This is a genomic window from Enterobacter sp. PL_is379 (assembly GCF_055817355.1).
Genome location: NZ_JBVPGT010000033.1, coordinates 14,591 through 29,374, shown reverse-complemented (window position 1 = coordinate 29,374; position 14,784 = coordinate 14,591). Strand labels below are relative to the sequence as shown.

The following is a 14,784-nucleotide window of genomic DNA, read 5'->3' as shown; positions in this document are numbered from 1 at the left end:
ATAAAACACTTATAACCGAAACGCCTCAAGACGCTTTATCTGACGCCCGTCGTCGTCAAAATTCTCCGCCGCCAGCCAGGCGCGCAACTCCGCATCTCTTTGCGGCCATTCGCCGTCAATAATAGAAAGCATATCGCTGTCGCGGTTGCGCCCTTTGCGCACCAGCTTCTGGCGCAGGCGCCCTTCCCAGACAAACCCCAGCCGCTCCGCCGCCCTGCGCGACGCCACGTTCATCGAATCGCACTTCCACTCCAGCCGCCGATAGCCGTGCTCAAACGCATTTTTCAGCAGCAGCCACACCGTTTCAGTGCCGATGCGGGAACCTTTCATCTTACGCGACCAGGTGACATGTCCTATCTCAACCGACCCCAGCAGCCGCTCGTTAGCCATATAGCTCACCAGCCCCACCGCCCGTTCGGTGCGTAAGTCAATGACGGCAAACGGCACAAGCTCATCATCCATGACCTTCGCCATGATCCAGTGCGCGGTGGCTTCCACGCTCGCTGGCTGCGTGCTGGCAAGCCACGTCCAGTCGCTGTCGTCGCCCAGCGCGTAGGCCTCATAGAGATCGGCCGCGTGGCGATCGGCGTCCAGCGGCTCCAGGCGGCAATACTGGCCGAACAGCGGCGTGCGGGTTAACGCGCGCGCGCCTTTCCAGTCGGGTACGAGATCGTTAACGGTTTGACCATGTTGATTGATTTCGGGCACGGCGGTGACTCCCTGAAAGGTAAGGCATTTGTTATATCAGGTTAAAAAGCGCGCGAAAAGCAGCGTATTTTAATAGCCCGAGCGCATGCGATATTCCCGGAAGGCATAAGCAAAGCTGAATTTCGACTTTGTGGAATGTCACAGTCGACCTAACGTAGCGGAGCATAAAACAATCACAATATATTCTTCTCAGGGATCGCTATGACGAAAAAACTGTTGCCGTTACTGGTGCTGGCTGCGCTCTCAGGCGCAGCCCACGCCGCTACTCCGCCCAACACGCTGGTGGTTGCCCAGGGGCTTGATGACATCGTGAGCCTCGACCCGGCCGAAGCCAACGAGCTCTCCAGCATCCAGACCGTGCCGAGCCTGTACCAGCGTCTGGTCCAGCCGGACCGCGATAATCCGGAAAAAATCACGCCGATCCTGGCGGAAAGCTGGGAAGCGGACGCGACAGCAAAAACCCTGACCATCAAGCTTAAACCCGATGCGAAATTCGCCTCCGGCAACCCGCTGCGCCCGGAAGACGTGATTTTCTCCTACACCCGCGCCGTAACGCTGAATAAATCCCCGGCATTCATCCTGAACGTGCTGGGCTGGGACGCGAGCAACATCGCCAGCCAGCTGAAGAAAGTGGACGATCATACCCTCCAGCTTCACTGGACGGCGGACGTTAGCCCGTCGGTGGCGCTCAATATTCTCTCCACGCCGATTGCCTCTATCGTCGATGAAAAAGAGGTCGCCGCGAACGTAAAGGATAATGACTTCGGCAACGCGTGGCTGAAAATGCACTCGGCGGGCAGCGGCGCGTTCAAAATGCGCGTCTATCAGCCGCATCAGGCCATCGTGCTGGAAGCTAACGACTCCGCGCCCGGCGGCGCGCCGAAGCTCAAAAGCATCATCATTAAAAACGTCCCCGATCCGGCTTCACGCCGCCTGCTGATCCAGCAGGGTGATGCGGATGTGGCGCGCGATCTGGGTGCAGACCAGATTAGCGCGCTCGACGGCAAGCCGGGCGTGAAGGTGCTGAGCATTCCGTCCGCCGAGCAGAATTACCTGGTGTTTAACACCGGCAACAGCGCTAACCCGCTGCTGAATAACCCGGCCTTCTGGGAAGCGTCGCGCTGGCTGGTGGACTATGAAGGCATTACCAAAAACCTGCTGAAAGGCCAGTACTTTGTTCACCAGAGCTTCCTGCCGGTCGGTCTGCCAGGCGCGCTGGAAGACAATCCGTTTAAGTTTGACCCGGCAAAAGCGAAAGCCATTCTCGCCAAAGCGGGCATTAAGGACGCGCACTTCACGCTGGACGTAGAGAACAAGCCGCCGTTTATCACCATCGCCCAGTCGATGCAGGCGAGCTTTGCGCAGGGTGGCGTGAAGGTGGATCTGCTGCCTGCCGCCGGGAGTCAGGTCTATGCCCGCGTGCGCGCTAAGCAGCATCAGGCGGCGATTCGTCTGTGGATCCCGGACTACTTCGATGCGCACTCTAACGCCAGCGCCTTCGCGTGGAACGACGGGAAGTCCAGCACCGTGGCCGGTCTGAACGACTGGAAAATTCCGGAGCTGAACAAGGCCACGCTGGCGGCGGTAGCTGAGCCGGATCCGGCGAAGCGTCTGGATCTGTACAAGAAGATGCAGGAACAGCTGCAGCAGAGCTCGCCATACGTATTTGTCGATCAGGGTAAAACCCAGATCGTGGTGCGCGATAACGTGAAGGGGTATCAGCAGGGGCTGAACGCGGATATGGTCTGGTACGATCGCGTTACGAAGTAGCCCTTGTCTTTCTCCCTCTCCCGTGGGAGAGGGGGTCGTCCGTGCATATTTTCAGGATAATGGTTTTCCCATGCCACATCTTTCCACCCGCGTGCTCCAGGGTCTGCTGACCCTGCTGCTCACGCTCTTCGGGCTGCTGCTCGTCACGTTTGCGCTCTCGGCGTTTTCACCGGTCGATCGCGTGCTGCAGATCGTCGGCGATCACGCCAGCCAGTCCACCTACGATCAGGTTCGCCACCAGCTTGGGCTGGATCGGCCCCTGCCCGTGCAGTTCTGGCACTACCTGCAAAACCTTGCCCATGGTGATTTAGGCACCGCCAGCGCCACCGGGCAGCCGGTGCTGCAGGACCTGCTGCACGCCTTCCCCGCCACGCTGGAGCTGGCGACGCTGGCCTTAATCATCGGTGCCGTGCTCGGCGTGATTGCCGGGGTGCTGTGCGCCCGCTACGCAGGTTCGCCGCTCGATCTCGCCATCAGAACCCTCACCCTGCTCGGCAACTCGGTACCGATCTTCTGGCTCGGCCTGCTGATGCTGGCCCTGTTCTACGCGAAGCTGCAGTGGAGCGCGGGTCCCGGCAGGCTGGACGATATCTGGCAGTTCACCGTCGAGCCGCGCACCGGCTTTGCGCTGGTGGATACCTGGCTTTCCGGCGACCGCGAGGCGTTTCGCAACGCCCTCAGCCACCTGGTGCTGCCGGTGCTGCTGCTGGCCTATTACTCGCTGGCAAGCATTACCCGCCTGACGCGCTCCGCCTGCCTCGGCGAAATGAACAAGGAGTACATCCTGCTCGCCCGCGCCAAGGGAGCCGGGGAGATGACCATCCTGCTGCGCCACGTGCTGCCAAACATTCGTGGCACCCTGCTGACGGTGATCGCCCTCGCCTACACCAGCATGCTGGAAGGCGCGGTACTGACCGAAACCGTCTTCTCCTGGCCGGGGATCGGGCGCTACCTCACCACCGCCCTGTTCGCCGGAGACACCACCGCCATCATGGGTGGCACGCTGCTGATTGGCGTGTGCTTCGTGCTGATCAATAACCTTACCGACCTGCTTGTGCGGGCGACCGATCCCAGGGTGCGCTGATGCCGTTTTATCTTTTCTTACGCCGCCTGCGCCGCTCCCCTGCCGCGTTTTGCGGGCTGGTGGCCATCGCGCTGCTGGTGTTTATCGCCCTGTTCGCCCCCTGGCTCGCGCCGCTTGACCCGAACTGGCAGGACGCCGCCGCGCGCTTACAGGCCCCGAACGGCCAGCACTGGCTGGGTACCGACAGCTACGGGCGCGACCTGCTCTCGCGCCTGATTTATGGCACCCGTCCGGCGCTCGGGCTGGTGGCGCTGGTTACCGTTATCACCCTGCCTGCCGGGCTGCTGGTGGGGATTTTGTCCGGCTACTACGGCGGCTGGATGGAGCGCATCCTGATGCGCTTCACCGACGTGGTGATGTCGATGCCGCGCCTGATCCTCGCCTTCGCGTTTGTGGCGATGCTCGGTCCGGGGCTGGTCAACGGCGCGCTGGCGCTGGCCTTAACCACCTGGCCTGCCTATGCGCGTCAGGCGCGGAGTGAAATTCAGCGTCTGCGTCACAGCGATTATCTGGCCGCCGCCGAGATGATGGGCATTCGCGGCCTGCGCCTGCTGGTCGGCCATATTCTGCCCCTGTGCCTGCCGTCCGCGATTGTGCGCCTGGCGCTGGATCTGGCGGGGATTATTCTGGCGGCCGCCGGTCTGGGCTTCCTCGGCCTTGGCGCACGCCCTCCAATGGCCGAATGGGGCGCGATGATCGCCGACGGCATGCAGGTGATTTTCGATCAGTGGTGGATTGCCGCCATTCCGGGCGGAGCCATCCTGTTTGCCAGCCTGGCGTTTAACCTGTTAGGCGACGGCCTGCGCGACGTACTGGAGCCACAGCATGACTGAACACCGCGTCATCGTCGATGCGCTGAATATCGACTACCCCGCCGCGCGCGTGGTCAACAACCTGAGCTTCACGCTTGGCAACGAGCGGCTGGCGCTGGTGGGGGAATCCGGCTCCGGCAAGTCGATGTCCGCCCGCGCCCTGATGGGGCTAGTGCGTAAGCCCGGCATCGTAAGCGCTAACCGGCTTAACGTGCTCGGCAACGACCTGCTGACCCTAAGCCCCCGCCGCTGGCAGGCGCTGCGCGGCAACGGGATTGCGATGGTCCTGCAGGACCCGCGCTACGCCCTTAACCCCGTGAAAAGCGTCGCCGCCCAGCTTGATGAGGCGCTCACGCTGCATCAGCGGCTGCCGCGTTCAGAACGCCAGGCACGCATTCACGACATCATCCGCGCCGTCGGACTCAACGAACATGTCCTCCAGCGCTACCCCGGTGAGCTTTCCGGGGGCATGGGCCAGCGGGTGATGATTGCAATTGCGCTCGTCAACAACCCGCAGGTGCTGATTGCCGACGAACCCACCTCCGCGCTGGACGCCCGCCTGCGTAGCCAGATCCTCGAACTGCTGGTGCAGCAGTGCGAAGAACGCCGGATGGCGATGCTGTTAATCAGCCACGATCTGCCGCTGGTAGCGGAGCACTGTGACCGCGTGCTGGTGATGTATCAGGGCGAAAAGGTGGATGAGATGGCGGCGAGCCAGCTTCCGCAGGCAACGCATCCGTACACGCGCACCCTGTGGACCTGTCGTCCAGACGCCCATACTTATGGACAGATGCTGCCAACGCTCGACCGTTCGCAGCAGTGGAAGGAGGCCGATAATGGAGCTCGTTGAAGTAAAGGATCTCCAGGTGAGCTTTGGGGAGAAAACGGCGGTGTCCGCCGCCAGCTTTGCCATCGAGAAAGGTGAAACCTTCAGCCTGATAGGTGAATCCGGCTGCGGGAAATCGACGATTCTGCGCGTGCTGGCAGGGCTGCAGCGCGAGTGGCGCGGCAATATTGCGCTGCTGGCAGAAACGTTAACGCCTGGGCGACGTTTTGAAGGCGAGCTTCGCTGCAACGTACAGATGGTGTTTCAGGATCCGTGGGCGTCGCTGCACCCGAATCACACCATTGCGCGCACGCTGTCGGAGCCGTTAAGCATCCATGGCGAGACACAAATAGCGGAAAAGGTGGCCAATGCACTGCACGAGGTGGGGCTTTCTGCCGACGCGGGTAAACGTTATCCGCATCAGCTTTCCGGCGGCCAGCGCCAGCGCGTGGCCATTGCCCGCGCGCTGCTGCTGCGCCCGCAGCTTCTGCTGCTGGATGAACCGACCTCGGCGCTGGATATGTCCGTGCAGGCGGAGATCCTGAACCTGCTCAACCGCCTGAAGGTCGAGCACGAGATGACCTATCTGCTGGTGAGTCACGATGCGGACGTGATTGCCCATATGTCCGACCGGGCGGCGTTTATGTCGCACGGGGAGTTCCAGAAGGTGTTTGACCGTGAGGCGATGTTACGGGGCGAGCACAGGATGGGTTAAGTTTTGTTGGCCGGGTAAGGCATCGCCGCCACCCGGCAAACAATCACTTCAGCAGCTTCACCGTGGCATCAATGTCGATCTCATCTTCGGTGAAGATCAGCGTCGTGTTCTGGAAGGTGGTGATTGCCAGCTTCTTCACCGTGCGCATTTCGCCCGGCTTTTTATCAGATTTCGGCTTGATGCTGTTCATCAGCAGCCCCACCGACAGCACCGCGTTCTCTTTGTCGATTTTGGTATCAACCGGCTCTTCTTCGTTAAACACCACGAAGGATTTGATGGAGGTGAGCTTCACGCGCTCGCCCGCAATAAAGAGATGTTTGCTTTCCGGGATCACCTTCACCGCGTAGGCGGAAAGGCCTTTGTTGTTGGTGGTTGGCTCGAAGGTCACCGCGGCATCTTTCTTAATCAGATCGGGGTTCGCGACCTTAATCACATGAAAATAGCGGTTATCGCCGTTTTCATCTTTGATAAATCCAAAGCCTTTATCTTTAAACCACGTTGTGATTGTACCGTTCATCGCTGTTACCGCCTGTCAGATCGTAATGACTAAAGTTTTGCAGCGCGCAGTGTAATGCACAATGGCGGAGGAGACAAAAAAAAGCCCCTGCACGGGTGCAGGGGAAAACTCATGTCAGAGCTTATTAGAATTTAGTTGAACACCATCCCACCATCAATTAAGAGCGACTGGCCGGTCATGTAGTCGGAATCCGGCCCAGCCAGGTATGAGACGCAGGCGGCGACATCTTCCGGTTCAGACAGGCGGCCAAGCGTGATGCGTTTGGCAAAGGTTTCGGTCCCGTAGCCCAGCGGTTTACCCGCCGCCTCGGAGACCTGACGGTCGATCTCTGCCCACATCGGCGTTTTCACGATGCCCGGGCAGTAGGCGTTAACGGTGATCCCCAGCGGCGCGAGATCCCGTGCGGCGGTCTGGGTTAAGCCGCGCACCGCGAACTTGCTGGAACTGTAGACCGCCAGCTCCGGGTTGCCGGTGTGGCCCGCCTGGGAGCAGGCGTTGATGATCTTGCCGCCGTGCCCTTCTTTGCGGAACGCGTCAATCGCGGCCTGGATCCCCCAGATCACCCCTTTCACGTTAATGTTGTAGACCTTGTCGACAATATCCGGCGTGATGGATTCAATTGGGGTAGACGGCGCAATCCCGGCGTTATTGACGATCACGTTGAATCCGCCCAGTGCGGTGCGGGCTTTCTCCACCGCCGCAAATACCTGTTCGCGGTCAGAGACATCCACCTTCACGGCGACGGCGTTCCCGCCGTTACGGATGATTTCATCGGCGACGGCTCTTGCCGTCTCAACGTTATAGTCGGCGATGGCGACGGCAAAGCCATCTTTCACCAGGCGAAGCGCGATCGCTTTACCAATCCCCTGGCCTGAGCCTGTTACGAGAGCAACTTTTTGCATTTCTCTGTCCTTATGTTGATTCACAAAATCTGTCTGAGATGGAGCTGGCCCATCAGCAGCGGGTTATCGCTGTAGTCGACGGGAATGGCCACCACGGCCGGGCCATCCACATCCATCGCCGCACGCAGCGTGGGTTCGAGCGCGTCGGCGCTCTCCACGGCAAAGCCTTTCGCGCCAAAGGCGTCGGCATAGACTTTGAAATCGACCGGGCCGAACTCGACGCCGGAAAGACGCTGGTATTTTTTCTCTTCCTGAATGGCAACCATGTTGTAGCCGTTATCCACCCAGATGATGTGCAGCACGTTAGCGTTGAGGCGCACCGCGGTTTCCAGCTCCATGCTCGACTGCAGGAAGCCGCCGTCACCGGAGACCGACACCACCTTGCGGCTCGGGTTGACCAGCCACGCGCCAATGGCCCATGGCAGTGCGACGCCCATGGTCTGCTGACCGTTGGAGATCATCACCTGACGCGCCCGGAAGCTGTAGAGATAGCGGGCGATCCAGATGTGGAAGCTGCCCATGTCGACGGTGAGCGTCACGTCGTTATTCACGATGTCCTGCATGGCGCGCACGATGCGCAGCGGATGCAGGGCAAACTGGTTGAGCGAGGCGCCGCGACGATCGAGCAGATCGCGCTGATGCTGGCGATCGACCAGAATTTCGGAGGCCCGCTGGCTTAGCTCAAGCTTATGGTCGATACGGTTAGCGAGCTGATTCAGCGTTTCGGCGATGTCCCCCACCAGCTCCAGATCCGGCACGTAGTTTCGTTCTTCATAGGCAGGCAGCACATCGATGTGCACCAGCGTAGCGTCGCCGCTGTTCCACATGGACGGCTCGTATTCCACCGGGCTGTAGCCGATGCAGATAATCAGATCCGCCAGATGGAGCAGCCGGTCACCCGCCTGGTTATTGAACAGACCGACGCGTCCGGCGAAGCGGGTGAAGTGCTCCTGGTTCACCGCCCCGGCGGCCTGATAGGTGCTGGTAACCGGAATGCGGCTTTTCTCCAGCAGCTTGCGCAGCGCCGCACTGTTGGCTGGCTGGCTCGCCATCAGCCCCAGCAGAATGACCGGGTTTTTGGCCTTCTCGATAAGCTTCGCTACGTCGTTGATGGCGGATTCCGGTGCCGGCCCCATCAGCGCGGGACCGCTGGCGGGCAAAATTGCCCCCGTGGCGGGCTGGTCGACAATATCCTGCGGCAGGCTGACGAATGCGCCCCCCGGCCTGCCGTGCTCGGCGGCGCGAAACGCGTTGGAAACCACCTCAGCAATCGCGTCCGGCGCACTCACCTCCACGGCGTATTTGGTGACCGGGCTGAACATGGCGACGGTGTCCATGCTCTGGTGCACCAGCTTGGCTTTATCTGCCCGCTTCACCGCCCCGCCCAGCGCTACCACCGGGTCGCCTTCGCTGTTGGCGGTGGCAATGCCGGTGATCAGGTTGGAACAGCCCGGCCCGGAGGTCACCAGCGCCACCCCGGCCTTGCCGGTCAGACGCCCTACCGCCGCCGCCATAAACGCCGCGTTGGCTTCGTGACGCACCGGAATAATCTCGATGGAGGAATCCAGCAGGGAGTCAAAGACCTTGTCGATTTTCGCCCCCGGGATCCCGAACACCTGCTTCACGCCCTGCGCTTCCAGCTGGCCAACAACCAAATCGGCGCCGTGCGCCCACTGACGTGACTGTTTCTCACTGTTCACGGTAGTTCTCCTGTTAGTTTTCGACGGCACGGATCGCCGCATCCAGATTGCTGGGGTGAAGGTTGGCCTGTAAAAAGGCGCTGTCGGCGGGCAGATCGATCATCAGCTTGTGAATTTCACCGAAGGTGAGGACGCCGCTCTCCAGCTGGTAGTCGAGCAGATGTCCCCCGCCCTGACGGTCGTCGGTGATGAAATGCTCGTGATAGCCCGCCACGTTGATGCCCTGCATATGCTGCGGCGTACGGAACCCGACCAGCACACCCTCGCGCTGGTTAAAGCGGAACACCGGCTGGTCGTCCAGCACGTCGGTCATCGCGCGGTACGGCGGCTTCTGGCGCGGTACGGTGCGGGTGTGGGCGTGACGGAAGTTGCCGTCGATGCGCAGCGCGCAGAACAGGTTATCGGAGGGGATCTGCTGGTCGATGACGTCGTGGATCTGCTGACGGCTCACCGGCGCATCGAAAGTTTTGCGGTACTGCGGCTGGAACCAGGTCATCACCGCAAACGGCGTTTTCTGCTCCGGCTTCGCGGCCCGGGCGCTGCCGTCGGCGCGCAGCTGGTACACCTGGCTGCTGAAGGCAATCATTTCGCCGTCCAGCTCGTTGAAGGTACCCAGACCAAAATCACCGTGTGCCAGCAGATCGGCGATGGTGGTCTCTCCTTCATACACGCCGCTTAACAGGGCGCTCATTAGCGATGTCTGATAGATCACGCTGTCAGGATGCTGGGCGGAGAACCCGCGCAGGGTCTCACACAAACTGGCCTCACAGTCGCAGGCAGATGAATGCATCATCATGCTCGTCCTCTTCAACTTTATTTAGAAAGGTTAAATAAATGTTGACCCGATTCAGCAGAGAGTTCCAATATAGAAACCATGCTGGTTTGAGACGTTTTAGATATGGAACTTCGTTATCTGCGGTATTTTGTCGCGGTTGCACGCGAGCGACACTTCACCAGGGCGGCCGAAGCGCTGGGTATTTCACAGCCTCCTCTGAGTCAGCAAATCAAACGACTCGAAGAGGAAGTGGGCACGCCGTTGTTCAGACGTCTGACGCGGGGCGTGGAGCTGACCGAAGCGGGAGAAGCCTTCTATGAGGATGCCTGCAAGATCCTGGCGCTGAGCGATGCCGCGCTGGAGAAAGCCCGCGGCATCGCGCGCGGGCTGAACGGCAACCTGTCGATTGGCATTACCAGCTCCGACGCTTTTCATCCCAAAATTTTTACCCTGATTCGCCAGTTTCAGGTGCAGAACATGGCGGTGCAGGTTCACCAGGTGGAAGCCAATATGTCGTCGCTGACGACGATGCTGGCAGAGGGTGAACTGGATATCGCCTTCGTGCGCCTGCCGTGCGAGAGCAGCAAGGCATTCGAGTTAAAAATTCTCGACCGGGAGCCGATGGTGGTGGCGCTGCATCGCGATCATCCGCTGGCGGCGTGCGATTCGCTGGCGTTAGAGCAGCTTCGGGATACGCCGGTGGTGCTGTTCCCGCAGGAGGTCGCGCCGGGCCTGTACGACCGGGTTCACGGCTGCTGCGAGCGGGCCGGGATTGACGTGCAGCACGCGCTGCAGTCGTCGCAGCTTTCCTCCTCCCTGAGCATGGTTTCCGCAGGCGGCGGGTTTGCGCTGGTGCCGAAATCCATGGCGGCTATATCTCCGCCGAATGTCACCTATCACACGCTGAGTTCACCGGAGCTGTATACCGACATCGCGCTCTGCTGGCGCCGTTTTGAACGCTCGCGGACGGTGAAGCGGTTTTTGACGATGCTGAGCGAGGGGTGACGGCAGTGCGGCTGTGCCCGGCGGCGCTTCGCTTGCACGGGCCTACGGTTCGTGTCGCTTTTCTTTTTTCTCTTGTAGGCCGGGTAAGGCGCAGCCGCCACCCGGCAATGCCAGCCTCTGTCGTCAAATCACGGGATCTTAGAACGGTAAAGGTCTTGTTGATGCACGCTTCGGTACTACGTTTTCCTGGTAATTGTCTGCCGCAAACCATCTGTTACTCTGGCTGTGCTCAAAGGATGACAAGGAAGAACAATGCTGAACCCCGGATTCGTTACCCGCAAAGCGCTTGCTCAGTGGCGGGATGTTCCTGCTTTTCTCCCCCAGTTCCAGTTTCATGAAAAACACCGAGCGGTCATTCATACTGCGCATCCTGAAAATATTCTGCCGTTGATTGCCAACTTTGACGTCCGGCAAGATGCCGTGATTCGTCGACTGATGTCTTTGCGGCAATTGCCGCAAAGATTTCTGCGCAATCAGCAGGCTAACTCAATCAGCAACTTTGGGTTGCACAGCTTTACGCTTTTGAAAAGTTCAGCCTCTGAGCTCAGCTACGGCTTAAAAGGACAATTCTGGAGGACTGATTTCGGTCTGGAAAACGCACCGGATGCCATTGCTTTTCAGTCTCCAGCCGCGCCGGGCAGCGCAAAACTGTTGCTCCGCTATCAGGTAACGGAACTGGCGCCGGGTCAACATGAACTCTGTACGGAGACCTTCGTTTATTGTCCGGACAAACGTACTCACCTAAAAATGGCAGCCTACTGGCTGGCAATACGGGCCGGGAGCGGCTGGATCCGAAGAAGGACGCTGAAAGCGGTTAAGTCGAATATCGAAGGGCTGGAATGAGCGAGGAGCAGCGCTATGCTGCATAGAAAACAGTCTTACCTTTGGCCTTTATCATAATGATCATCAGATTGGTTTCGCGCGTCTGATAACCCCCCCTGTTCAGCTCCCCGTTGACTTATTCACTCTGTGTTTTCATCATCCGTTTCTGAGACAACGCGAACCCGTTCGGTCTGTGAAGATCGAACGTAAGTTGACAACAGCAGCGCTAACCTTAAAAAGCGGGACTATTTGCTATGAATCCAAGGGAAAATATTGTCAGTACATTCAGTGAGTTGTCTGCAGAATTACAGCGTGCTGCCGAGTTCTCTCTCCAGAATACCAATCAGCTGGTCGTGCTATCGATGCGTGCCTTCGCCAGTGAAGCCGGTGTAAAACCCGCCACGCTGCTGCGGTTAGCGCAACGATTGGGTTACGACGGCTGGGGTGAACTCAAGAACGCATTCATTGATGAACTCGGACTGCGCAATGATACATATGTATCCAAAGCCGAGAAACTGATTGCCAAAGGCACTCAGCCGCAGCTGTATGAAGAGGTGTTTCAGGCGCATCAGGCTAATTTGGCTTTCACACAGCATGAAAACCATCAGGCCATGGAGCAGGCTGTATCGCTGCTGGACGCGGCTGAGAATGTCTATATTTGCGGCTTCCGGGCCAGCTTTCCTATCGCCTGGTCGCTGTTTTATGTCTATCGACTGTTCAATCGGCAAGCATCACTCATTGATGGTCTGGCGAGCAATATCGAGGTGTTCACCCGCGAATTAACAGCACAAGATTGCCTGTTACTCACCAGTTTTGCCCCCTATTCGCGTGAGTCGCTCGATGTCCTGCGCGCAGCCCAGCAGGCAGGCGCGACAATCGTCGCCATTACGGATTCTCCCGTCTCGCCATTAGCCCAGGCTGCCGATTGCACGCTGCTGTTTTCCATAGACAGCCCGTCGTTTTTTCCTTCCGTGGTGTCCGGTATGGGGCTCGCCGAGTGTTTACTGGCGATGCTGGTCGCGCGCCATGGTCGGGATGCAGTCAATAAAATCGAAAATGCTGAACGCTATCTTATCGACTCTGGTGCCTATGTGGTGCCCGGGAAACCCTGAAAAATAATTCATTTGCATCCGGCATAAGAAAACAGAATGCATTTGGATCAAAATGAAATTGACGTGATACAAATGGATCCTGCAAGATGCGCTTTATTAGCACAGCGTATTCAGGAGCAGGACCCGCATGACCCATATCATTCACCGCAGTCTACGCAACACGCCCGCCGTGGCGGTACGCGCCCAGGGGGCGTACATTTTTGATGCACAGGGAAAACAGTATCTGGATGCCTGCGGTGGCGCCGCCGTTTCCTGTTTAGGCCACGCGCATCCGGACGTTCTGGCTGCGATGCATCGCCAGATCGATCAACTGGCCTATGCCCACACCAGTTTTTTTACCAGCGACACCGTTGAACAACTTGCTGAACAGCTGACGCGCACGGCGCCTGGCGATCTTAACTATGCCTATTTCGTTTCGGGCGGCTCGGAAGCGATCGAAACCGCGCTCAAGCTGGCGCGTCAGTATTTTGTTGAGATCGGCCAGCCGTCGCGCACCAAATTTATCGCCCGTAAGCAGAGCTATCATGGCAATACCCTTGGCGCACTCGCGGTGGGAGGCAACGAATGGCGCCGCCGCCAGTTTGCTCCCTTGCTGATCGACGTTATCCGCGTTTCGGCCTGCAATGAGTATCGCGACCGCCGCGCAGACGAAACCCCGCAGCAATACACCACGCGTCTGCTCAACGAGCTGGAGCAAGCCATTATTGAGGCCGGTCCCGACACCATTATTGGTTTCTGTGCAGAAACCGTGGTGGGAGCCACCACCGGCGCCACGCCGCCTACCCCGGGCTATCTTAAAGGTGTACGCAACCTGTGTGATAAATACGGCATCCTCTATATCGCGGATGAAGTCATGTGCGGCATGGGACGCACCGGCACATTGCATGCGTTTGAACAGGATGATGTGGTGCCGGATTTGGTGACCATCGCGAAGGGGCTGGGGGGCGGCTATCAGCCGATTGGCGCAGTATTAGCGAGCGAGAAGATTGTCTCAGCGCTGCAGGCCGGTAGCGGTCTGTTCCAGCACGGGCACACCTACATTTGTCACGCGACCGCCGCGTCCGCAGCCCTGGCCGTGCAGCAGGTGATTGCACGCGATAATTTGCTGCAGGCGGTCAGGCAACAGGGGGCTTACCTGCACAGCGCATTGCGTGAAGTGCTGGGGGAATTACCGCATGTCGGTGATACGCGTGGACGCGGCTTGTTTGCGGGCGTTGAGCTGGTACGCGATAAAGCCAGCAAAACCCCCTTCGATCCTGCCCTGAAACTGCACGCAGCAATCAAAGCAAACTGTATGTCACGTGGGCTGATGGTCTATCCAATGGGTGGAACGATTGACGGGCAGTATGGCGACCATATCCTGATCGCCCCCCCGTTTATTGTCACGCCTGGCCAGCTCGACTTTGTAGTGGACACGCTGAACACCGTCATTCGCGAAGAGACCGGCAAATTATGATCAATCGTTTACCCCCACTGGCGGAGCATGAATGGGACGACCGGCAGCGTGCTTTGGCCGAAGAGATAATCAACGGGCCCCGCGGTGCGCTGCTGCCACCTTTCGAGCCGCTGCTGCGCAGTCCCGAGCTGATGGCGCATGCGCAACGCATGGGCGAATACCTGCGTTATCGCAGCGCGCTGGGACAGCGCCTGTCGGAACTTGCGATTTTGATGACCGCGCGGCACTGGTCGCAGCCTGTGGAGTGGGCAATTCATGCGCCGATAGCGCGCGAGAAAGGTATTTCTGCCGCGGCGGTGCAGGCGATTAATGAAAAGCGTCTTCCAGAGGATCTGCAGCCGGATGAATGGGCGGTCTATCACTTTTGCAAGGAGTTACAGGAGCAGCAGAAGGTCAGCGATGCCACCTGGCAGCACGCTATCGCGCTGTGGGGTGAGAAAGGCGTGGTGGATCTGATCGGAATTAATGGTTATTACAGTTTTCTCTCGATGGTAATGAACGGCGCACAGACGCCGGTACCCGACACCCGGGATGAGATTATTCCCGCATAAGTATCGTTTTAATTTTGGCGCATGAAAGT

At 59.0% G+C, this 14,784-nt stretch carries 15 protein-coding genes; 10 read left to right on the top strand and 5 right to left on the bottom strand.

What is annotated here, in order from left to right:
• Window positions 1-9: 9 nt before the first annotated feature.
• On the bottom strand, window positions 10-708 hold the full coding sequence (locus tag AC0TOY_RS21460) for a GNAT family N-acetyltransferase (protein WP_473722524.1): 699 nt from the start codon (window positions 706-708) through the stop codon (window positions 10-12).
• Window positions 709-909: 201 nt separating this feature from the next.
• On the opposite strand from AC0TOY_RS21460, the gene AC0TOY_RS21455 reads away from it, so the two are divergent.
• The 5 genes from AC0TOY_RS21455 to AC0TOY_RS21435 all read left to right on the top strand — a co-directional run bounded on the left by AC0TOY_RS21455 (window position 910) and on the right by AC0TOY_RS21435 (window position 5,915).
• The gene (locus AC0TOY_RS21455; RefSeq protein WP_473722523.1) at window positions 910-2,478 is read left to right on the top strand and encodes an ABC transporter substrate-binding protein; all 1,569 of its coding nucleotides are present in this window, start codon (window positions 910-912) and stop codon (window positions 2,476-2,478) included.
• Between the two features lie 70 nt (window positions 2,479-2,548).
• The gene (locus AC0TOY_RS21450) at window positions 2,549-3,562 is read left to right on the top strand and encodes an ABC transporter permease (protein WP_024906959.1); all 1,014 of its coding nucleotides are present in this window, start codon (window positions 2,549-2,551) and stop codon (window positions 3,560-3,562) included.
• A complete protein-coding gene (locus AC0TOY_RS21445; RefSeq protein WP_126544101.1) occupies window positions 3,562-4,395 on the top strand; it encodes an ABC transporter permease in 834 nt (277 codons plus the stop codon). Before AC0TOY_RS21450 ends, AC0TOY_RS21445 begins: the two co-directional genes overlap by 1 nt.
• A complete protein-coding gene (locus AC0TOY_RS21440) occupies window positions 4,388-5,224 on the top strand; it encodes an ABC transporter ATP-binding protein (RefSeq protein WP_473722522.1) in 837 nt (278 codons plus the stop codon). Before AC0TOY_RS21445 ends, AC0TOY_RS21440 begins: the two co-directional genes overlap by 8 nt.
• Window positions 5,211-5,915 carry an ABC transporter ATP-binding protein gene (locus AC0TOY_RS21435; protein WP_473722520.1) on the top strand — a complete coding sequence of 235 codons (705 nt, stop codon included), beginning with the start codon at window positions 5,211-5,213 and terminating at the stop codon, window positions 5,913-5,915. The genes AC0TOY_RS21440 and AC0TOY_RS21435 overlap by 14 nt, the downstream gene beginning before the upstream one ends.
• 43 nt (window positions 5,916-5,958) lie before the next feature.
• On the opposite strand, the gene AC0TOY_RS21430 is transcribed toward AC0TOY_RS21435, so the two are convergent.
• The 4 genes from AC0TOY_RS21430 to budA all read right to left on the bottom strand — a co-directional run bounded on the left by AC0TOY_RS21430 (window position 5,959) and on the right by budA (window position 9,827).
• Window positions 5,959-6,432 (bottom strand): cold-shock protein, encoded by a 474-nt coding sequence (locus AC0TOY_RS21430; RefSeq protein WP_024906955.1) that lies wholly within the window; start codon window positions 6,430-6,432, stop codon window positions 5,959-5,961.
• 131 nt (window positions 6,433-6,563) lie between these two features.
• On the bottom strand, window positions 6,564-7,334 hold the full coding sequence (locus AC0TOY_RS21425) for a (S)-acetoin forming diacetyl reductase (protein ID WP_024906954.1): 771 nt from the start codon (window positions 7,332-7,334) through the stop codon (window positions 6,564-6,566).
• A gap of 20 nt (window positions 7,335-7,354) precedes the next feature.
• A complete protein-coding gene (gene alsS, locus AC0TOY_RS21420; protein ID WP_473722518.1) occupies window positions 7,355-9,076 on the bottom strand; it encodes an acetolactate synthase AlsS in 1,722 nt (573 codons plus the stop codon).
• Window positions 9,048-9,827: an acetolactate decarboxylase gene (gene budA / locus AC0TOY_RS21415; protein ID WP_061098944.1), complete on the bottom strand. Its 780-nt coding sequence runs from the start codon at window positions 9,825-9,827 to the stop codon at window positions 9,048-9,050. The genes alsS and budA overlap by 29 nt, the downstream gene beginning before the upstream one ends.
• A 105-nt stretch (window positions 9,828-9,932) precedes the next feature.
• Between budA and AC0TOY_RS21410 the strand changes: the two genes are divergently transcribed.
• The 5 genes from AC0TOY_RS21410 to AC0TOY_RS21390 all read left to right on the top strand — a co-directional run bounded on the left by AC0TOY_RS21410 (window position 9,933) and on the right by AC0TOY_RS21390 (window position 14,755).
• Window positions 9,933-10,814: a LysR family transcriptional regulator gene (locus tag AC0TOY_RS21410; protein ID WP_045909651.1), complete on the top strand. Its 882-nt coding sequence runs from the start codon at window positions 9,933-9,935 to the stop codon at window positions 10,812-10,814.
• Window positions 10,815-11,066: 252 nt separating this feature from the next.
• Window positions 11,067-11,657 carry a hypothetical protein gene (locus tag AC0TOY_RS21405; RefSeq protein WP_473702288.1) on the top strand — a complete coding sequence of 197 codons (591 nt, stop codon included), beginning with the start codon at window positions 11,067-11,069 and terminating at the stop codon, window positions 11,655-11,657.
• A gap of 233 nt (window positions 11,658-11,890) precedes the next feature.
• Window positions 11,891-12,748 (top strand): MurR/RpiR family transcriptional regulator, encoded by an 858-nt coding sequence (locus AC0TOY_RS21400; protein ID WP_473722517.1) that lies wholly within the window; start codon window positions 11,891-11,893, stop codon window positions 12,746-12,748.
• 127 nt (window positions 12,749-12,875) lie between these two features.
• Window positions 12,876-14,204: an aspartate aminotransferase family protein gene (locus AC0TOY_RS21395; RefSeq protein WP_473722515.1), complete on the top strand. Its 1,329-nt coding sequence runs from the start codon at window positions 12,876-12,878 to the stop codon at window positions 14,202-14,204.
• The gene (locus AC0TOY_RS21390) at window positions 14,201-14,755 is read left to right on the top strand and encodes a carboxymuconolactone decarboxylase family protein (protein WP_473722514.1); all 555 of its coding nucleotides are present in this window, start codon (window positions 14,201-14,203) and stop codon (window positions 14,753-14,755) included. Before AC0TOY_RS21395 ends, AC0TOY_RS21390 begins: the two co-directional genes overlap by 4 nt.
• Window positions 14,756-14,784: the final 29 nt, after the last annotated feature.